We start from the raw sequence: 19,515 nt of genomic DNA, 5'->3' as shown, positions 1-19,515 counted from the left end.
GTCACCTTGATCGCGCCGATCACATTGGCCAGCCGGCCGGTGATCTTCCAGTCTATGCCGCGGCTAATGCCCCACAACAGGCCGGCGCGGAAGGCGTCGCCGCATCCCATCGGATCCACCGGCTTGATGGGCATCTGCACCCGCGGGATCAGATGCACGGTGTCGCCCACGTAGATCTCCGCGCCCTTGGAGCCGCGGGTGACAATCAGCGCCTTCACCTTCTTGCGCAGCTCGTCCACCGTCAGGCCGGCGCGTTCGCGCATCAGTTCGCTCTCGTAGTCGTTGATGGCGACATAGCTGGCCAGCTCGACGATCTCGTGGATCTCGTCGCGCGACAGCAGTGGCAATTCCTGGCCCGGATCGAAGATAAACGGAATGCCGGCCGCCGCCAGCTCGCGCGAATGCTGGATGAAGGCGGTATAGCCGCCCGGCGACAGGATGGCCAGCTCGATCGGGTCAGCAATGTCCGACACGTGGTTTTCGGTGGCGAAATCCATCGCCCCCGGATGGAAGGCCATCAACTGATTGCCGTCCTTGTCGGCAATGCCAAAGCATTGCGGGGTATACTGCTTGCGGATCAGGCGGATGAAACGGTCATCCACGCCCACCCGTTTGAGGTGTTGCCGATACGGTTCGAAGTCCTCGCCCACCACGCCCATCACAATGGGCTTTTCACCCAGCAGACACAGGCTGTAGGCGATGTTGCCGGCCATGCCGCCGAATTCGCGGCGCATGGTTGGGGCAAGAAAAGTGGTGGAAATCTTGTGCAGCTGATCCGGCAGGATCTGACTGTCAAAACGGCCATGGAACGAGAACAGGGTATCGTATGCGAGCGCCCCGCAGACGAGGATAGACATGGCCACTCCGCAAAAGAATCAATCGATCATTTTAACATAAAGTTAATTTTTGCAGCACTCTCGTCCGCCGCAAGTGGCGGAAAAGCAAGACAATTCCAATGACATCACAGGATCTGCCAATGAAATCAAAACGCCTGTTTGCCACTTTGCTGATTGCCGCGCTGCCGCTGGCGGCCCTGGCCACCCCCTCGCTGGAGCAAAGCCGCTTCACCGATCTAAACGCCAAGCCCGTCACCACAGCGGCCTACAAAGGCAAGGTGACGGTGCTGAACTTCTGGGCCACCTGGTGCGGCCCCTGCCGCGAAGAGATGCCGATGCTGAATGGTCTGCGCAAGAAGCTGGCGGACAAGGGCGTGGAGGTGGTGGGCGTCGCGCTGGACAACAAGGAACAGGTGGCGCCTTTCGTACAGCAGTTGAAGATCACGTATCCCATCCTTCTGGGCAACGATGAGACACTGGATCTTATGCGCAGCCTGGGCAACAAGACCGGCGGCCTGCCTTACACGCTGGTGCTGGACCGCAACGGCAAGGTGGCCGCCACGCTGACCGGCAAGCTGGACGAAAAGCGGCTGGAAAATGCGTTAAAAAAGTACTTGTAAGTATTATTATGGAACACGCCGACTGGTTTCCACCATCGGCATTCCAAATCTAAGCAGGCACCATGCGTCATTTCACAATGGCGAACAGATCATACACTCGACAGCTGATTTTTTACGATACTATAAGTCAATAGTAGGGTCATGGCCGCACCTACCCAGCACCCATCCGCATCGAAAATTTGATTTTTGATATAATCAAAGCACAATGCAAGCCTGAAGCTCTTAAGCAGAGAATATTATAGAGAAACCGCTATCCGAGGCTTAAGCGTGGCTCAACGCCGTACCGTTAACCTCATTAGCCGCTTGCCCATTACTAGCAGAAATGAAAGCAACATGTCAAGCGTACGGTCATAAAATGAAATGCAGCAACATTACAATCGCTCACAGGCGACGAACAAGACGGATACCAAGCAATAAAACTGACCTGAAATATGGAATTACTTTGACTATACTAGTCATAAATGCGTTTCGTCGCAAATCCAAAACAATATCTGCTCGCCTCAAAATCAGAAAATTCAATAGCATCACAGATGAATTAATTTAGGATTTGGCTCGTGTGAGAATTAGCAGAAATACCATTGCCCGCAGACAACGCGATTAAGCATGTACTATCCAAGACGGAAAAAATGCTCATCACGCTTCAATCTACTTGTCTACACTCTGGCGCTGCCAATTCGCTTTTTACAGCTTACCTCCCAACATTGCAGTCGGGACCTAAGAAAGAGATCTGTTGAACAATACTGACTTCAACCAATGCTCGTCTCTTTTAAATAAGCCACCCTCTTTCAAGAGCAAGACTTTGGTAGCGCTTGACTGCCTGCTTTTCTTGCTTAGCGATACATTTCGAAAATTAATGGCAGGCATTTTCAATATAGCAACCATATACCATAGCGTAGTGACCAAGCGCTTCAAAACCACCATGCATTATCCGAGGCCTGCTATTGCTTATTTTTCAAATACAAGATTGCCTTGACATAAAACAGTCAAGCAGTATCTGTATGAAAATCCACCACGAATTGAATATTGAAATAAAATTCTATGCTGCTGATTCTATTCTCCTCCCTATTTTCCTCGTTTGTCTTAGCGATACTATTGGTCCGCTACAATAATCTACATAGTAAATATTCGGCAGATAGCGATACCGCTGGCATCCAAAAGTTCCACGCAAATCCCGTCCCGAGGATTGGAGGAATTCCGATCTTTCTAGGACTCAGCATAGGCTTACTCGTTGCCGGCATACTCAATGCCTCGATCGAGTTTTTTTACTTCATGCTCGCATGCATTCCTGCCTTTTCATTCGGTCTGCTAGAAGACCTGACCAAACGGATTGGTCCGTTACCCAGGTTGCTTGCCACATTTGTTTCTGCTGCTCTCGGCTTCTATTTATTACAAGGCACGATTAACCGCATCGACATTGGCTGGGCTGATCATTTGTTGCAAAGTTATACCCTACTTGCTTTTCTTTTTACTATCTTTGCAGCAGGTGGCGTTGCCCACGCATTCAATATTATTGACGGCTACAATGGGCTTTCTGGCACAATTGCCATTTTAACCCTGCTCGCACTTGCCTATGTCGCATTCAAGGTAAATGACATTCTATTGATGTCCTTATGCTTTGCCATGATTGGCGCAATTTCTGGTTTCCTGTTTCTGAACTTTCCCCATGGTCTAATCTTTGCGGGTGATGGCGGCGCATACCTAGCGGGATTTACCATTGCTGAAATATCAATTCTATTGATTGCTAGGCACCCTCACGTATCTGCTTGGTTCCCCTTGCTTGTGGTCATTTATCCGGCTTTCGAAACCGTATTCACAATATATCGCCGCAAATTCCTGCAAAAACGCTCGATCGGCCATCCCGATGCGCTTCACCTCCATCAAATCATCTATAAAAGAGTGGTTTTGTGGATGGTAGCATCCAAAGAAGCCAAGCATCTAACTCAGCGCAATAGCATGACCTCGCCCTATCTGTGGGTGCTTTCATCCAGCTCTGTCATTCCTGCAATGCTTTTTTGGGATCACACATATGTGCTGATGGCATTCTCCGTGCTGTTCATACTGAGTTATATCTATCTGTACAAATCAATTGTTCGATTTCGAACTCCGCGCTGGATCATGATTGACGAGCAGAAAAAGCGTAATAAGAAGCTGAATGCTTCTTTTAAGTCGAAACCTGACAGTGAAACCTGAGCAGTTTGAAAAATTGAGTATTTAAATAATGCGCGCACCACCGAATTTACAAGTTAAGAACATTACCGCTTGGCGGTTCATATAATCAAGTCAATAGCGTAACTCTCTGCTGCCGGCCTGATTACCCCGCCAACCGATTCCCAGTCTTTTCTGACAATAAAAAAGCCGACGCATCCGCGTCGGCTTTTTAATCTCACGATCCGATCAGGCCATCAAGCCAATCTGCCGTGGCACTGCTTGTACTTCTTGCCGCTGCCGCACGGGCAGGCATCGTTGCGGTTGATGCGCAAGCCTTGCGACGCCAGCGCCTCGGGAGACAGCGGATTGTCCTCGTCGTCACCCATCGCCGAACCCGGCTCGGCATGCTGCATTTCCATCTCGGCGAGTTGGTGCGGCTCTACCGCCTCCACGTCTTCCTGACCGCGGATCTGCACCGTCATCAGCACCTGCACCACACTACGCTTGATGCGCTCCAGCATGTCGGCAAACAGCTCGAACGCCTCGCGCTTGTATTCCTGCTTCGGGTTCTTCTGCGCGTAGCCGCGCAGATGGATGCCCTGGCGCAGGTGGTCCATCGCCGCCAGGTGCTCGCGCCAGTGGTTGTCCAGCATCTGCAACACCAGGCTGCGCTCGAACTGGCGCATCACGCCGTCGCCGGCTTGTTCCACCTTGGCCTGATAGGCTGCGGCGGCCAGATCGATGATGCGCTGGCGGATCTGCTCGATGTCCAGCGTGGTTTCGGCCTCCATCCAGGCGGCCACCGGCGCATCCAACAGGAAGTCGGACGCCAGCACCTTCTCCAGGCCGGCCAGATCCCACTGCTCCTCAAGCGATTCCGGCGGCAGGTGCAGGTCCACCAGGTCGGAGATCACGCCTTCGCGCATGTTCACCACCACGTCGGACACGTCCTCTTCCACCAGGATCTCGCTGCGCTGCTGGTAGATCACCTTGCGCTGGTCGTTGGCGACGTCGTCGTATTCCAGCAACTGCTTGCGGATGTCGAAGTTGCGGCCTTCCACCTTGCGCTGGGCATTTTCGATGGAGCGGGTCACCCACGGGTGCTCGATCGCCTCGCCTTCCGGCATCTTCAGCCTATCCATGATGGCGGCGACGCGCTCGGAGGCGAAGATGCGCAGCAGCGGGTCTTCCAGGCACAGGTAGAAACGGGACGAGCCCGGATCGCCCTGGCGGCCGGCGCGGCCGCGCAGCTGGTTGTCGATGCGGCGCGACTCGTGGCGCTCGGTGCCGACGATGTGCAGGCCGCCCGCCTCCAGCACCGCGGCGTGCCGCAGCTTCCACTCGGCGCGGATCGCCTCGATCTTGGCCTGCTTCTGCTCGGCGTTCAGGCTGTCGTCCTGCTCCACCAGCTTGATTTCCGGGTCGGGGTTGCCGCCCAGCACGATGTCGGTGCCGCGGCCGGCCATATTGGTGGCCACCGTGATCACGCCGGGACGGCCGGCCTGCACCACGATGTCGGCTTCGCGGGCGTGCTCCTTGGCGTTCAGCACCACATGCGGCAGCTTGGCCTTGTGCAGCAGTTCGGACACCAGCTCGGAGTTTTCAATGCTGGTGGTGCCCACCAGCACCGGCTGGCCGCGCTCGTGGCAGTCCTTGATGTCGGCCAGGATGGCTTCGTACTTCTCCTTGGCGGAGCGGTACACCTTGTCCTGCGCATCCTTGCGCACCATAGGCTTGTTGGTGGGGATCACCACGGTTTCCAGATTGTAGATGCTCTGGAATTCGTAAGCTTCGGTGTCGGCGGTGCCGGTCATGCCGGACAGTTTGCCATACAGGCGGAAGTAGTTCTGGAAGGTGATCGAGGCCAGCGTCTGGTTCTCGCGGTTGATCTCCACGCCTTCCTTGGCCTCGACCGCCTGATGCAGGCCGTCGGACCAGCGGCGGCCGGCCATCAGCCGGCCGGTGAATTCGTCGACGATCACCACTTCGCCGTCCTGTACCACGTAATGCTGGTCCAGGTGGAACAGCGCGTGGGCGCGCAGCGCGGCCATCAGGTGGTGCATCAGCGTGATGTTGGTGGCCGAGTACAGGCTGTCGCCTTCCTTCAGCATGCCCAGCCGAGTGAGGATTTCCTCGCTGTGCTCGTGGCCGGCCTCGGACAGCATCAGCGAATTGGCCTTCTCGTCGACCCAATAGTCGCCTTCGCCTTCTTCGGTTTCCTGGCGCTTGAGCAGCGGCGGCACCGCGTTCATGCGCTGGTACATGTCGATGTTGTCGTCGGCCGGGCCGGAGATGATCAGCGGCGTGCGCGCCTCGTCGATCAGGATGGAGTCCACCTCGTCCACCACCGCGAAAGCCAGCTTGCGCTGCACCTTCTCCTCGACGCTGAACACCATGTTGTCGCGCAGGTAGTCGAAACCGTATTCGTTGTTGGTGCCGTAGGTGATGTCGCAGGCGTAGGCGGCCTGCTTCTCGTCGTGCGGCATCTGCGACAGGTTCACGCCCACCGACAGGCCGAGGAAGTTGTACAGCTTGGACATCACGCCGGCGCCGTGGCTGACCAGGTAGTCGTTAACGGTGACGACGTGGACGCCGTCGCCGGTCAGCGCGTTCAGGTAAACCGGCAGCGTGGCCACCAGAGTCTTGCCCTCGCCGGTGCGCATTTCGGCGATCTTGCCGTAATGCAGCGACATGCCGCCTATCAGCTGCACGTCGAAGTGGCGCATGCCCAGCACGCGGCTCGAGGCCTCGCGGCAGACGGCGAACGCCTCCGGCAGCAGCTCGTCCAGCGTTTCGCCCTTGGCCAGACGGCCGCGGAATTCATCGGTCTTGGCGGCCAGCGCCTCGTCGGACAGCGCCTGCAGACCCTGTTCCAGGGCGTTGATGCGTACCACCGTCTGGCGGAACTGCTTCAGCAGACGATCATTGCGGCTGCCGAATACTTTCTTGAGTAGCGAGGAGATCATGTAATCGAATCCAGAAACCAGCGGGCCGGAAAGAGTGTCCGCAAAAAATGCTGAAAAGTGTAGCACATTCGCAGACTAAGGTTATGGGGGCATCCATGCGCCACATCAAGAGCAGGGTAACAAACATCTGTTGGTTTTAGGCTACGCCGCGGCCGCGACTCATAGAGCAAACACTCGATTCAATTGACCGAACCATTAATGCCAATTAAATATCAATCGGCGATAATGCGCGATTTTGCCTCAACAGCGGCATAAAACCTCTGGAGAAACGATGGATAGGCGGCAATTTCTGAAGTGGAGCAGTTTTCTGACGGTATCGGCAGCCAGCGCCGGTCTGACGGGATGCATGGGCGACAACAGCGACGACGGCGCTGATGGCAGAAACCTGAGCGCCGCCGGCAAACGCTTCGACCTGGGCGTGGCCTCCGGCGATCCGCGCCCGGACAGCGTCGTGCTGTGGACCCGCGTCGACGGCGGCGACGGCAGCAAGCCGCTCGCCGTCACCGTGCAGTTGTCGGACCGAGCCGACTTCTCCAACCTGCTGGTCAATCAGAGTCTAAGCGCCGATCCGGGCTGGGACTACACCGTGCGCCACAAGGTCACCGGCCTGGCCGCCGCAAGCTTCTACTATTACCGCTTCCTCACCGGCAACGCGGTCAGCGCCACCGGCCGCACCAAGACCGCGCCCGCCGCCGGCAGCGCCCCATCGCAGCTGAAGTTCGCCTACATCACCTGCCAGGACTGGAGCGTAAACCACTGGGGCGCCTTCGACGAAATCGCCCAGTTGGATCTGGACTTCGTCATGCATGTCGGCGACTACATCTACGAAACCGTCGGCGCCGGCTTCCAGACCGGCGGCAACGAAAACCGCCACCCGCCGCTGACCCTGCCCAACGGCACCGTGCGCGCCGACGGCGCGATCTATGCCACCACGCTGGCCGATTACCGCTACCTGTACAAGAGCTACCGCGCCGATCCGCGCATCCAGGCGGTGCACGCCACCTTCCCGGTGATCTCGATCTGGGACGACCACGAGTTCTCCGACGACTGCTGGCAGGACCGCCAGGTCTACTATCCGGGCGAGGGCGACACCCCCAACACGCCGCGCCGCCGCAACGCCAACCAGGCCTGGTTCGAATACACCCCGGCGGACGTCAGCATCGACTTGTCCAATCCCTCGTTCCAGAACATCCAGATCTACCGCAGCTTCAACTTCGGCAACCTAGCCACGCTGGTGATGACCGACCAGCGGCTGTACCGCGCCGACCACATCATCTCCGAGGACTCGGTGCCCAACACCGGCCTGGCCAATATCGGCAGCCGCTACTTCGTGCCGCAGGAGCTGCTATCGGCTACCGAAACCGCCAAGATCGCCGCGGCCGGCGGCGACCTGCAGCCGGTATCCATCCTCGGCGACAGCCAGCGCATCTGGTGGCAGCAGCAGATGCAGGGCGCAGCCGGCGCCTGGAAGCTGTGGGGCAACGAGGTGTCCCTGCTGCGCATGGGCGTGGATGGCACCCAGGCGGTGGCCGGCATGCTGGGGCAGGGACTGGCTCCGGCGCTAGCGCAAAACTTCGGCCTGAACCTCAGCCCCAGCCAACAGCAGCAGCTGAACGGCGCGCTGTATCTGGACCTGAAGGCCGCCGACGTCAGCGGCGCCACCCCGGTGCTGAGCTACGCCAACACCCAGCCGCAGCTGGCCAGCTTCAGCGCCGCAATCAGCGCGCCGGTATTCGCCGCTGCGCTGAAGCCGGCGCTGGACGCCAACCTGCCGCCGACGATGCTGCTGAACAAATACATCCTCAACGCCGACCAGTGGGACGGCTACAACGCCGAGCGCAAGGCGTTGATGGCCTTCCTGAAAAACAACAACATCGGCAACGTGGTGGGCATCACCGGCGACATCCATGCCTTCTTCGCCGGACAGGTGTATGACGATTTCGACTTGGCCAGCCCGACGCCGGTGATGGTGGACCTGGTCACCGCCGGCATCTCCAGCAACTCGCTGTTCAGCTACTTCAAAAACGTGGTGGACACCGTGCCGACCTTCGCCAAGGCCAAGCCGCTGGTTTATACCACCGTCAACGGCCAAGTGGTCAACACCTTCACCGCCACGCTGCAAACCTTCAATCCCTGGCTGAAATACGCCGACAGCGACGCCCAGGGCTACGCAGTGGTGACGCTGACGCCGGCCAAGCTCAGCTGCACCTTCCACAAGATGGGCAAGCTGGCCAAGGGCACGGCGCCGTCTCCAGCCACCGTCAGCAAACAGACCGTGGAGGTGCTGTCCGGCACGCCCGCCGTCAACGTGCTCTGAGACGCCGCGCGCCAACCCGCGCCGCCGCCGGCCACCCGACCGGCAGCGGTTTCAGGAAAGATTTGCGCTAGTACATTTCGTCACAAAATACCCGAGATCCATCCTGGTTTTTCACAATCGTTTTATACCTTCTCTGGTAGCATCCATGCCCTGAGCCGGGGCATACCCGGCAATAAACCGACACAATGCTCTCTAGTCCGTCCCGGACATGGTAACGGCTGCGCGGACGCCGCCGCGGCGATTTTCCGCATCGCCGCCAAGCAGCGCCGACTCCCGTTCCAGAGTTGTCATAATACAAGCGGGCCGCCGCGCCATCCGGCAGCGGCCCGCCGGCACAATCATATAAAACCGGAGAGGCCAGATGACCACCGCTGTCCGTCATTTCATGCCCGCCACCGCCCGGCGGCTGATTCCCAATCGCTGGGATCTGATCGCGTTTCCGCTGATCTTGGGCTTCTTGCTGATGGCCACCAGCGGCATCCGCGCCACCTGGGCGCCCATCACCGCGCTGCAGACCATCCCGATCACGCTGGACCCCGGCAATCTGCCCGAATACGCGCTGCGCACCACCTTGCGCATGCTGGCGGCGATGGCCGCCGCGCTGGTGTTCACGCTGATCTACGGCACGCTGGCGGCCAAGAGCCGCCGCGCCGGCCTCTTGCTGGTGCCGATACTGGACATCCTGCAGTCGGTGCCGGTGCTGGGCTACATCTCCTTCACCGTCACCTTCTTCCTGGCGCTGTTCCCCGGCCGGGTGCTGGGCGCCGAGTTCGCCGCCATCTTCGCCATCTTCACCAGCCAGGCCTGGAACATGACCTTCAGCTTCTACCAGAGCCTGCGCACCGTGCCGCGCGATCTGGAAGAAGTGTCGGTCAACCTGCGCCTGTCGCCATGGCAGAAGTTCTGGAAGCTGGAGGTGCCGTTCTCGATGCCCGGCATGATCTGGAACATGATGATGAGCATGTCCGGTGGCTGGTTCTTCGTGGTGGCGTCCGAAGCGATCACCGTCGGCGACAAGACCGTCACCCTGCCCGGCGTCGGCTCCTACCTGGCGCTGGCGATTCAGGACAAGAACCTGGCTGCGGTCGGCTGGGTGATTCTGACCATGACCGTGGTGATCCTGATTTACGATCAGTTCCTGTTCCGGCCCATGGTGGCCTGGGCCGACAAATTCCGCCTGGAAGACACCGCCAGCCAGTCGGCGCCGGAATCCTGGGTGCTGAACCTGATCCAGCGCACCCGCTTCATCCAGCAACTGCTCAAGCCCTTCGGCAAGCTGATCAAGACCGCCGCCCGGCTGCGGCTGAACCTCAGCCTGCCCAGGGGCATCCATTCCGAGGCGCACACCCCGGTATCGCGCGGCATAGACGTGGTGTGGTGGCTGCTGGTCGGCCTGGTCGCGCTCTACAGCGCCTACACCCTAGTCCATTTCATCGCCAGCGAAGTCGGCGTCGCCGAAGTGCTGCGGGTGCTAGGCCTGGGCCTGATCACCCTGGTGCGCGTGTCCCTGCTGATCGTGGTGGCGTCGGTGATCTGGGTGCCGCTGGGCGTGCTGATCGGCCTGCGCCCGGCGCTGGCGGAGAAGATCCAGCCGCTGGCGCAATTCCTGGCCGCTTTCCCGGCCAACCTGCTGTTCCCGGTGTTTGTGGTATTCATCGTCCACTTCAAGCTCAACCCCGACATCTGGTTGTCGCCGCTGATCGTGCTGGGCACCCAGTGGTACATCCTGTTTAACGTGATCGCCGGCGCCAGCGCCTTCCCCAACGACTTCCGCGAGGCGGCGGCCAACTTCCGCATCCGCGGCTGGCAATGGTGGAAGACCATCATGCTGCCGGGTATCTTCCCCTACTACGTCACCGGCGCGATTACCGCCTCCGGCGGCGCATGGAACGCCAGCATCGTGTCCGAATTCGTATCCTGGGGCAACGACAAGGTGGTGGCCCACGGCCTGGGCGCCTACATCGCGCAGACCACCGCCGCCGGCGACTACCCCAAGATCCTGCTCGGCATCGCCACGATGTCGCTGTTCGTGGTCCTGTTCAACCGTCTGCTGTGGCGCCCGATGTACGCCATCGCCGAAAACAAACTCCGTCTCAACTAAGGGGGCAAGCATGAGTATCGACAACACCACCCCGGGACAAGAAATCTTCAAGCTGAAGAACGTCTGCCGCGGTTTCGCCAAGGGCAACGACGAGATCCAGGTGCTGGACGACGTCAACCTGACGCTGCACGAGGGCGAGATCGTCGGCCTCTTGGGCCGCTCCGGCTCCGGCAAGTCCACGCTGCTGCGCATCATCGCCGGCCTGATCCAGCAAAGCGGCGGCGAAGTCAATTACCGCGGCAAGCCGCTGACCGGCCCGGCCGAGGGCGTCGCGATGGTGTTCCAGACCTTCGCGCTGTTCCCCTGGCTGACCGTGCTGCAAAACGTCGAAGCCGGCCTGGAGGCGCTGGGCGTGGAGGCCAAGGAGCGCCGCAAGCGCGCGCTGGCGGCCATCGACCTGATCGGCCTGGACGGCTTCGAGAACGCCTACCCGCGTGAGCTGTCCGGCGGCATGCGCCAGCGCGTCGGCTTCGCCCGCGCGCTGGTGGTCAACCCGACCCTGCTGCTGATGGACGAGCCGTTCTCGGCGCTGGACGTGCTGACCGCCGAAACGCTGCGCACCGACATGCTGGACCTGTGGAGCGAAGGCCAGCTGCCGATCAAGTCGGTGCTGATCGTCACCCACAACATCGAGGAGGCGGTATTCATGTGCGACCGCATCCTGGTGCTGTCGTCCAACCCCGGCCGGGTGGTGGCCGAGATCAAGGTGCCGTTCCCGCATCGCCGCAACCGGCTGGACCCGGCCTTCCGCAAGATGGTGGACGACATCTACGCGCTGATGACCGCGCGCCGCAGCGCCCACACCCTGCACAAATTGCCGCTGGAAATCGGCAGCCATCTGATCGAAGTGTCGACCAATCTGATGGCCGGCCTGATCGAGGAAGTCGCGCAGGAGCCGTACTTCGGCAAGGCCGACATGCCGGAAGTGGCGGAAAAGCTGCTGCTGGAAGTGGACGACCTGTTCCCGGTGGCGGAAGTGCTGGAGCACTTGGGCTTCATCGAGCTGAAAGACGGCGACATGCTGCTGACCAACGCCGGCAAGCTGTTCGCCGACTACGGCACCCAGGAGCGCAAGGTGCTGTTCGCCGAGCACCTGCTGCGCAACGTGCCGATGGCCGCCCACATCCGCAAGGTGCTGCAGGAGCGGCCTGGCCAGCGGGCGCCGCGGCTGCGTTTCGCCCAGGAGCTGGAAGATTCGCTGTCCGACCAGGCGGCCGAAGAAACGCTGGACACCGTGATCAGCTGGGGCCGCTACGCCGAAATCTTCTCCTATAACGACCACACCGAAACCTTCAGCCTGGAAGACGTGGAAGGCGCGCTGTAAACCTTCCCCGCTAAGGAACATGCGGGCGCGCCGGCAACGGCGCGCCCGTTTTGCTTTAGCGCTATGGCCAGCCGCCGGGACAGGCTACAATCGGGCATCCCCACCCAGCCCCACGCCATGTACGGACGCCCGCTGCAAGACATCACCCGCCAGGACAGCCACCTGGCCCTCCTCACCGCCGCCGCCAACGAGCTGATGGCGCTGGACCGCGCCTTTAAGAAGCTGATCCCGCAGGGAATGGCTGAAGCCTGCCGCGCGGTGCGCATCCGCGACGACGAGCTGGTGCTGCACGCCGACAACGGCATCGTCGCCGCCCGGCTGCGGATGACCGCCCCCGGCCTGCTGCCGCAACTGGCCAGGCAGGGCTATCTCGCCAGCAAGGTCAAGGTGAAAGTGGTGCTCAAACTGGTGCGGCCGAAAAAACCCAAAACGCTGGCCATCAGCGAAAACGCGCTGGACGGCATGGAGCAGGCCGCCGAAAGCATAGGCAACGCCGAGGTGCGCCAAGCGCTGGCCCGGCTGATCGCCCACCAGCGCCGCGGCTGAGCCGCATGCAAACCGTCTGAACGGCTTCAGCTATTCATCGAAGCGGAGTAAAGTGGCGGCTGAATTTTCCTACCCGGCCAATGGACACAGGACCGCCGCCATGTCAGACCCCGATAAGCTTACTTCCCCAGACGAAACCACGCCGCAAGACCCGTCGCGCCGCCGCCTGTTCGAAGGCCTGGCCGCCATCGGCGCCGCCAGCGTGCTGCCGGCAGTCGCAAGCGACAACGCCAAAGCGGCGCCGGCGGCCTCCGCCGGCCTGGACGCCAAGCTGCGCCACCATGTGAAGAACGTGGTGGTGATCTACCTGGAAAACCGCAGCTTCAACAACCTGTACGGCAACTTCCCCAGCGTGAAATACCCGCTGGCCGAGGCCGGCGCCGAAGCCTGTACCCAACTGGACCGCGACGGCAGCGCGCTGAAGACCCTGCCCAAGATCTGGGGCGGCATGGTGCAGCGCGGCCAGACCGTGGCCGGCAAGTACTACCTGATAGACGAAGACAAGATCAAGAACCTGCCCAACGGCCCCTTCCCGCTGCAGGACGCCGACGGCGAGCCGCTGCCGGAAGCCGTGGTCACCCGCGACCTGTGGCACCTGTTCTACCAGAACCAGATGCAGATCAACGGCGGCAAGAACAACCAGTTCGCCGCCTGGGCCGACTCCGGCGGCCTGGTGATGGGCTACTACGGCGAAACCGCCAAGAACCTCAACCAGTGGCAGATCGCCCACCACTACACGCTGTGCGACAACTTCTTCATGGCGGCCTTCGGCGGCTCCTACCTCAACCACCAGTTCCTGATCTCGGCCCGCACGCCGGAATACTTCAACGCCGCCACCAGCCCGGCCAAGGGCAAGATCGCGGTGCTGGACGACGGTCCGCAGGGCCACCGGCTGAGCGTGAAAGAACCCGGCTCGGCGATGGACGGCCCGCCCAAGTTCGTCAACAACGGCGCCATCACTCCGGACGGCTACGCGGTCAACACCATGGCGCCGCCGTTCCAGCCCAGCTACGTCAAGCCGGCCGAAGGCGGCGACCCGCGCTACGCCGACCCGGCAAACCACAATACCCTGCCGCCGCAGACCTACGACACCATAGGCGACCTGCTGTCGCGCAAGAATGTCGACTGGGCGTGGTACGGCGGCAGCTGGCAGGCGGCGCTGGACGGCAAGGGCGGCCCCGACGCACCCAACTTCCAGTACCACCACCAGCCGTTCAACTACTTCAAGAGCTTCGCGCCCGGCACCCAGGCCCGCGAGCGGCACCTGCGCGACGGCGGCCTGGGCGACAGCCCGATCAGCAACCGCTTCATCGCCGACGCGGTGGCAGGCAAGCTGCCGGCGGTAGCCTTCTACAAGCCGCAGGGCAATCTCAACATGCACGCCGGCTACTCCGACGTGGAAAGCGGCGACCGCCACGTCGCCAACATCCTGCAGCACCTGATGAGCGGCCCGCAGTGGAAGAACATGGTGGTGATCATCACCCACGACGAGAACGGCGGCTGGTGGGACCACGTGGCCCCGCCCAAGGGCGACCGCTGGGGCCCGGGCAGCCGCATCCCGGCCATCATCGTGTCGCCGTTCGCCAAGAAGGGCCATGTCGACCACACCTTCTACGACACCACCTCCATCATCCGCTTCATCAGCCGCCTGCACGGCCTGCCGGAGCTGGAGGGCGTCAAGGTGCGCAACGCCGCCTTCCGCGAGCGCGGCGCCCAGCCGCCGGGCGACCTGACCGGCGCGCTGCAGTTCTAAAGACGCGAGATAGCCGCAAAAAGCCCGCCGCTGCCGGGCTTTTTGCTGGTTTCTGCTATATTCGCTGCCTTCACCGCACCAGGGCTCCGCCATGAAAATCCTCCCCCTTCTCCCTAGCGCCATACTGCTGGCGCTGCTGTCCGTCCAAGCGCAAGCCTGCGGCGACGAAGCCGCGCTATACAGCCGCAGCTACGATCAGTGCATGGAGCAAGCCGCCTCCACCGCCGCCATGCAGGACTGCATAGCCGCCGAACACGCCGGCCAGGACAAGCTGCTGAACGACAACTACAAGAAGCTGATGGCCGCGCTGACCGCGCCGCGCCAGCCGCAACTGCGTGAGGCGCAACAGCTGTGGCTGCGCTACCGGGACGCCAACTGCCGCCTGTACGCCGACCCCGCCGGCGGCAGCGCCGCCGCGCTGGCCGCCGCCGACTGCGCGCTAGCCGCCACCGCCGCGCGCGCCGTCGAACTGGCCAAGCTGATGCCCGAGCAGCACTGAAACTATCTTCTCGGGAAATAACTTCCAAGGAAGATAGTTATGTGCCATGATGAGCTCATGGACAAGATAGACCTGATACTCGCGCAATGGCGGCAGGCCCGGCCGGATCTCGACTGCGCCAGCATGGCGGTGATAGGCCGGTTGGGCCGGCTGGTCAGCCACCTTGAGAAAACCCTGGCCGACAACTTCGCCCGCTTCGGCCTGAAGGACGGCGAATTCGACGTGCTGGCCACGCTGCGCCGCGCAGGCGACGACGGTCAGCTGTCTCCCACCGAGCTCTACACCAGCCTGCTGCTCACCTCAGGCGCCATCAGCAAGCGGCTGGACCGGCTGGAAGCCGCCGGCTGGGTGCTGCGCCAACCCCATCCAGACGACCGCCGCGCCATGCGGGTTCAACTGACCGCCAGCGGCAGAGCGCTGGTGGACCAAGCGCTGGAAGCCCACCTCGCCACCCAGGAAGCCGCGCTCGCCGCGCTGGCGCCGGAACAGCGCGCCCAACTGGCGGCGCTGCTCAAGCAGTGGCTGCAGGGCTTCCCCGGCGAAACGACCGGCTGATCCTTCCCTCCACCTGTTTCCCACCCCTGACGCCGCGGCGCCAGCCGCCCCCGGCTTGCCCGCCGTCCGCGCCGCAAGGAGAAAACGATGGCTTACCACCTGCATCAAGACCGCCGGCTCTACTACATGGAATGCGGCGACGGCATACCGGCATTGCTGCTGCACGGCATCTGCAACAGCGGCCGCGCCTGGCTGCCGCAGCTGCCGGCGCTGAACGCCGCCGGCTATCGCGCCATCCTGCCCGACCTGGCCGGCCACGGCGCTTCCAGCGCCTTGAGCCGGCCGCACGGCGCATGCGAACTGGCGGCGGACTGCCTGGCCCTGCTCGACCATCTGCGGATAGCCGCGGTCCATGTCGTCGGGCTGTCGCTGGGCGGCATGGCGGCGCAGCAGCTGGCGCTGGCCGCGCCAGAGCGCGTGTGCAGCCTGACCGTGGCCAACAGCTTCTGCTCCACGGCCGGCTCCGAGGCCCAGGCGCTGCTGGACGACTGGCAGCAGACGCTGCGCGGCGAAGACGGCCCCTTGCGGCGGCTGGAAGCCAGCTGGCCGCGCAATGTCAACGCCGCCTTCCGCGCCAGCGACGCCGGCCGGCAACTGTATCTGCAATGGCACGCCCAGGCGGCCCAGGCCGACGGCCCCTCGCAAGCCTGGGTGTGCGAAGGACTGCGCGGCTTCGACATCTCCGGCCGCCTGTCCGCCATCCGCGCTCCCAGCCTGTATCTGAGCGCCGAATGCGACGCGGTGTCGCCGCCGGAGCTGGGCCGATGGATGGCCGGCCAAGTGCCCGGAGCGCGCCATATCAGCCTGGCCGGCGCCGCCCATGTCGCCAACATCGACAGCGCCGACGCCTTCAACGCCGCCCTGCTGGCCTTCCTGCAAACGCATTGAAGCGGAGCCCCCATGTCCTCGATCCCACTCGCCCGCCCGCTGGGCCTGACCCTGGCCATCGTGATGGTCGGCCTCAATCTGCGCCCCGGCCTCGCCGCCGTCGGCCCCTTGCTGGAGCCTATCCGCGCCGCCACCGGCATCCGCTTCAGCGAAGCCGCCCTGCTCACCACGCTGCCCATCGCCGCCATGGGCGCCGGCGCCTTCGCCGGCCACCGGCTGGAGGCCCTGCTGGGCGCGCGCCTAGGCGTGCTGCTGGCGCTGCTGCTGATCCTGCTGTCCTGCGCGCTGCGCTGCTGGCCCCCCAGCTACGCCGGCCTGCTCGCCACCGCGCTGATGGCCGGCGGCGGCATCGCGCTGGCCCAGGCGCTGCTGCCTGGCCTGATCAAGCGCCACTTCCCGCAGCGGGTATCGCTGTTGATGGGGCTCTACATCACCGCCATCATGGGCGGGGCCTCGCTGGCCGCCGCCGGCGCGCCGTGGCTGGCGCGGCACAGCGGCCAATGGCAGCTTGGCCTGGCGGCGTGGGCCTTGCCCGCCGCGCTGGCCTGCGTGCTCTGGTGGCGGCACGCGCCCGCCGCCCAGGCCTCTGCGTCTCAGGCCGCGCCGGCCGCGCCCTTTTCCCGCCTGCCGCGCGCCTGGCTGCTGGCCGGCTATTTCGGCCTGGGCACCGCGGTCTACACCTGCTCGCTGGCCTGGCTGCCGCCCTTCTTCGTGCAGTTGGGCTGGAGCGGCCAGCAAGGCGGCTTGATGCTCAGCTATATGACCGCGATGGAGGTGGTGGCCGGCCTGACCCTGCCGCTGCTCTCCTCCCGCCATGCCGATCTGCGCGGCTGGCTGGCATTGACGCTGTGCTGCACGCTGGCCGGCCTGCTCGGCATGGTGGCGCAGCCTGGCGGCCCGATGCTGCTGTGGGTGGGGCTTCTGGGGCTGGGCGTGGGCGGCCTGTTCCCGCTGAGCATGATCCTGACGCTGGGCCATCTGGACGACAGCCGCGACGCCGGGCGGCTGGCAGCCTTCGTCCAGGGCGTCGGTTATCTGATAGCCGCCTGCGCGCCGTTCGCCGCCGGCTGGCTGCGCGACCTCACCGCCAGCTTCCAGCTGGCCTGGCTGGCGCTGGCGGCCGCAGTGGCGCTGTTGCTGCTGCTGACCAGCGCTTTCGCGCCGCAAGGCTATCGCCGGGCGATGCTGCGCGGCTGAGCGCGGGGGATGCCGGGCGCTGGCCGGCTGTGCCATGATATGGGCATTGCCGGCCGCGTCCCCCCAAACGGGCCGGCCTCGCCGCTCTTTCGGAGATTCCATGGCCCTGATCCGTTTCTGCCTGCTGTTGACGCTGTGCCTGCCGGCGCTGGCCGCCGAGCCCCGCGCCAACCCGTCGCCGGCCGACAGCGCCCGCACCCTGGTGCTGGACAACCGCCCGATCTTCCTGTTTCTGGCCAATCAGGCCAGCCTCGGCCCGGAGCAACGGCTGCAGCGCACCTTGGAGCGCATCCGCGAGCTGACGCCGGACGATCTGCAGCAACCGGTGCAAACCGCGCCGCTGGCCGACAGCCATCTGCGCGGCATCGCCGTCAGCATCCACGGCCGGCCCTTGTTCACCATACTGGAGGACGACCTCGACCCCGGCGACCAACTGACGCTGGAGCAGGCCGCCGCCCGGGCGCAGGCCAGACTGAACGAGCTGCGCCAAGCCGCGCTGGAACAACGCTCGCCGCGGCAGATCGCCCTGTCCGTGCTGTTGGCGCTGCTGGCCGCCGCCGTGTTCGCCGGCGCGCTGTATCTGATCGCCCGCGGCCGCAGCGCCTCGCGCCGCCGGCTGCACCTGCAGCCGATAGGCCGGTTGCCATGGCTGAGCGGCAGGTTCGACCTGCGCCATTTCCTGCGCTCCGCCGAATGCCAGCTGGTGGACATCACCGCGCTGCTGTGCGCGCTGTTCGCCGGCTATATGTGGCTGAGCTACACCCTGGGACTCTTCCCTTACACCCGGCCGCTGGGGCGCAAGCTGGGCAACTCCTTCTATCAGCTGCTGGCGACCATCGCCGACGACATTCTGTCGGCGCTGCCGGGGCTGGCCACCGTGGCGGTGATCTTCCTGCTGACGCGGCTGATCGGACGCGGCCTGGCGCTGCTGTTCGGCGCGGTGGAGCGCGGCCAGCTGGAGCTGCCCGGCCTGCACGCCGAAACGGTGGGCGCCACCCGCCGGCTGGCTTCCGTCATCCTGTGGCTGTTCGCGCTGATCGTCGCCTACCCCTACCTGCCGGGCGCCAACAGCGACGCCTTCAAGGGCGTCAGCGTGTTCTTCGGCCTGATGGTGACGCTGGGCTCGGCCGGCGTGATGAACCACGCGATGAGCGGCCTAGTGCTGATCTATGCCCGCGCGCTGCGGCGCGGCGACTATGTGCAGCTTGGCGAGGTGGAAGGCACGGTCAGCGAGCTGTCGGCGCTGTCCACCAAAATCCTCACCAGCCAGGGCTACGAAATCACCATTCCCAACGCGGTGGCGGTGGGCGGCAAGGTCAGCAACTACAGCCGCCACGGCGAAGGGCCGGGCGCCATGATCTCCACCCGCGTCACCATAGGCTACGACGCGCCGTGGCGGCAGGTGCAGGCCATGCTGGAGCTGGCTGCGCGCCGCTGCCCGGGGGTGGACCCCGCCTGCGCGCCGCAGGTGCGCAAGCTGTCGCTGCAGGACTTCTACATCGAATACGAGCTGCAGCTGCGCGCGCTGCCGGAACACCAGCCGCCGGTGGTGCGCGACGCGCTGCACGGCGAAATCCTGGACGCCTTCAACGAATTCGGCGTGCAGATCCTGTCGCCGCACTTCACCGAACAGCCGGCAGAGCCGGTGGTGGTGCCGCCCGAACGCTGGCGCGCGCCGCCTGCCCGACAATAGCCAATCCGTACGCGGACAGTCTCTGGCCGCAGGCTGCGCTTTGGTTTAAGCTGGAACCAATCTGAAAAACGA

General features: G+C 63.1%; 14 protein-coding genes. 12 read left to right on the top strand and 2 right to left on the bottom strand.

The annotated features are described in order from the left end of the window. Positions 1-857: carbohydrate kinase family protein (locus BI344_RS06030; RefSeq protein ID WP_071111998.1), on the bottom strand; the 857-nt coding region annotated here is incomplete at its 3' end. 119 nt (positions 858-976) lie between these two features. On the opposite strand from BI344_RS06030, the gene BI344_RS06025 reads away from it, so the two are divergent. Both BI344_RS06025 and BI344_RS06020 read left to right on the top strand, forming a co-directional pair. Beyond that, entirely contained in the window at positions 977-1,456 is a 480-nt protein-coding gene (locus tag BI344_RS06025) for a TlpA family protein disulfide reductase (protein ID WP_239690850.1), read from the top strand. 1,038 nt (positions 1,457-2,494) lie between these two features. Further along, positions 2,495-3,646 (top strand): MraY family glycosyltransferase, encoded by a 1,152-nt coding sequence (locus tag BI344_RS06020; protein WP_071111996.1) that lies wholly within the window; start codon positions 2,495-2,497, stop codon positions 3,644-3,646. Between the two features lie 212 nt (positions 3,647-3,858). Here BI344_RS06020 and secA read toward each other — a convergent pair whose 3' ends face one another. Further along, on the bottom strand, positions 3,859-6,570 hold the full coding sequence (gene secA / locus BI344_RS06015) for a preprotein translocase subunit SecA (protein ID WP_071111995.1): 2,712 nt from the start codon (positions 6,568-6,570) through the stop codon (positions 3,859-3,861). A gap of 271 nt (positions 6,571-6,841) precedes the next feature. Between secA and BI344_RS06010 the strand changes: the two genes are divergently transcribed. From BI344_RS06010 to BI344_RS05965, 10 genes are all read left to right on the top strand, one after another. Next, a complete protein-coding gene (locus BI344_RS06010) occupies positions 6,842-8,887 on the top strand; it encodes an alkaline phosphatase D family protein (RefSeq protein WP_071111994.1) in 2,046 nt (681 codons plus the stop codon). 361 nt (positions 8,888-9,248) lie between these two features. Then, positions 9,249-10,988, top strand: a complete 1,740-nt coding sequence (locus tag BI344_RS06005; protein WP_071111993.1) for an ABC transporter permease — start codon at positions 9,249-9,251, stop codon at positions 10,986-10,988. A gap of 10 nt (positions 10,989-10,998) precedes the next feature. After that, the gene (locus tag BI344_RS06000; protein ID WP_071111992.1) at positions 10,999-12,312 is read left to right on the top strand and encodes an ABC transporter ATP-binding protein; all 1,314 of its coding nucleotides are present in this window, start codon (positions 10,999-11,001) and stop codon (positions 12,310-12,312) included. 117 nt (positions 12,313-12,429) lie between these two features. Then, positions 12,430-12,858 carry a DciA family protein gene (locus tag BI344_RS05995; RefSeq protein WP_071111991.1) on the top strand — a complete coding sequence of 143 codons (429 nt, stop codon included), beginning with the start codon at positions 12,430-12,432 and terminating at the stop codon, positions 12,856-12,858. Between the two features lie 100 nt (positions 12,859-12,958). Then, positions 12,959-14,611: an acid phosphatase gene (locus BI344_RS05990; protein WP_071112092.1), complete on the top strand. Its 1,653-nt coding sequence runs from the start codon at positions 12,959-12,961 to the stop codon at positions 14,609-14,611. A 91-nt stretch (positions 14,612-14,702) separates the two neighbouring features. After that, entirely contained in the window at positions 14,703-15,110 is a 408-nt protein-coding gene (locus BI344_RS05985; protein WP_071111990.1) for a lysozyme inhibitor LprI family protein, read from the top strand. Between the two features lie 39 nt (positions 15,111-15,149). Continuing rightward, a complete protein-coding gene (locus BI344_RS05980) occupies positions 15,150-15,665 on the top strand; it encodes a MarR family winged helix-turn-helix transcriptional regulator (protein ID WP_071111989.1) in 516 nt (171 codons plus the stop codon). An 87-nt stretch (positions 15,666-15,752) separates the two neighbouring features. Further along, positions 15,753-16,553, top strand: a complete 801-nt coding sequence (locus BI344_RS05975) for an alpha/beta fold hydrolase (protein WP_071111988.1) — start codon at positions 15,753-15,755, stop codon at positions 16,551-16,553. 12 nt (positions 16,554-16,565) lie between these two features. Further along, a complete protein-coding gene (locus tag BI344_RS05970) occupies positions 16,566-17,750 on the top strand; it encodes a cyanate transporter (protein WP_071111987.1) in 1,185 nt (394 codons plus the stop codon). 100 nt (positions 17,751-17,850) lie between these two features. Next, positions 17,851-19,443 (top strand): mechanosensitive ion channel family protein, encoded by a 1,593-nt coding sequence (locus BI344_RS05965; protein WP_071111986.1) that lies wholly within the window; start codon positions 17,851-17,853, stop codon positions 19,441-19,443. The last annotated feature ends 72 nt before the right edge of the window (positions 19,444-19,515 follow it).

Origin of the sequence: Chromobacterium sphagni, from assembly GCF_001855555.1 — a bacterium.
Taxonomy (GTDB): Bacteria; Pseudomonadota; Gammaproteobacteria; order Burkholderiales; family Chromobacteriaceae; genus Chromobacterium; species Chromobacterium sphagni.
This window is presented reverse-complemented; position numbering and strand designations above follow the sequence as displayed.

Excerpts from the sequence above, each read along its gene's own strand:
- BI344_RS06025 (WP_239690850.1), top strand. The coding sequence starts at position 977 with ATGAAATCAAAACGCCTGTTTGCCACTTTGCTGATTGCCGCGCTGCCG.
- BI344_RS06020 (WP_071111996.1), top strand. The coding sequence starts at position 2,495 with ATGCTGCTGATTCTATTCTCCTCCCTATTTTCCTCGTTTGTCTTAGCG.
- secA (WP_071111995.1), bottom strand. The coding sequence starts at position 6,570 with ATGATCTCCTCGCTACTCAAGAAAGTATTCGGCAGCCGCAATGATCGT.
- BI344_RS06010 (WP_071111994.1), top strand. The coding sequence starts at position 6,842 with ATGGATAGGCGGCAATTTCTGAAGTGGAGCAGTTTTCTGACGGTATCG.
- BI344_RS06005 (WP_071111993.1), top strand. The coding sequence starts at position 9,249 with ATGACCACCGCTGTCCGTCATTTCATGCCCGCCACCGCCCGGCGGCTG.
- BI344_RS06000 (WP_071111992.1), top strand. The coding sequence starts at position 10,999 with ATGAGTATCGACAACACCACCCCGGGACAAGAAATCTTCAAGCTGAAG.
- BI344_RS05995 (WP_071111991.1), top strand. The coding sequence starts at position 12,430 with ATGTACGGACGCCCGCTGCAAGACATCACCCGCCAGGACAGCCACCTG.
- BI344_RS05990 (WP_071112092.1), top strand. The coding sequence starts at position 12,959 with ATGTCAGACCCCGATAAGCTTACTTCCCCAGACGAAACCACGCCGCAA.
- BI344_RS05985 (WP_071111990.1), top strand. The coding sequence starts at position 14,703 with ATGAAAATCCTCCCCCTTCTCCCTAGCGCCATACTGCTGGCGCTGCTG.
- BI344_RS05980 (WP_071111989.1), top strand. The coding sequence starts at position 15,150 with ATGTGCCATGATGAGCTCATGGACAAGATAGACCTGATACTCGCGCAA.
- BI344_RS05975 (WP_071111988.1), top strand. The coding sequence starts at position 15,753 with ATGGCTTACCACCTGCATCAAGACCGCCGGCTCTACTACATGGAATGC.
- BI344_RS05970 (WP_071111987.1), top strand. The coding sequence starts at position 16,566 with ATGTCCTCGATCCCACTCGCCCGCCCGCTGGGCCTGACCCTGGCCATC.
- BI344_RS05965 (WP_071111986.1), top strand. The coding sequence starts at position 17,851 with ATGGCCCTGATCCGTTTCTGCCTGCTGTTGACGCTGTGCCTGCCGGCG.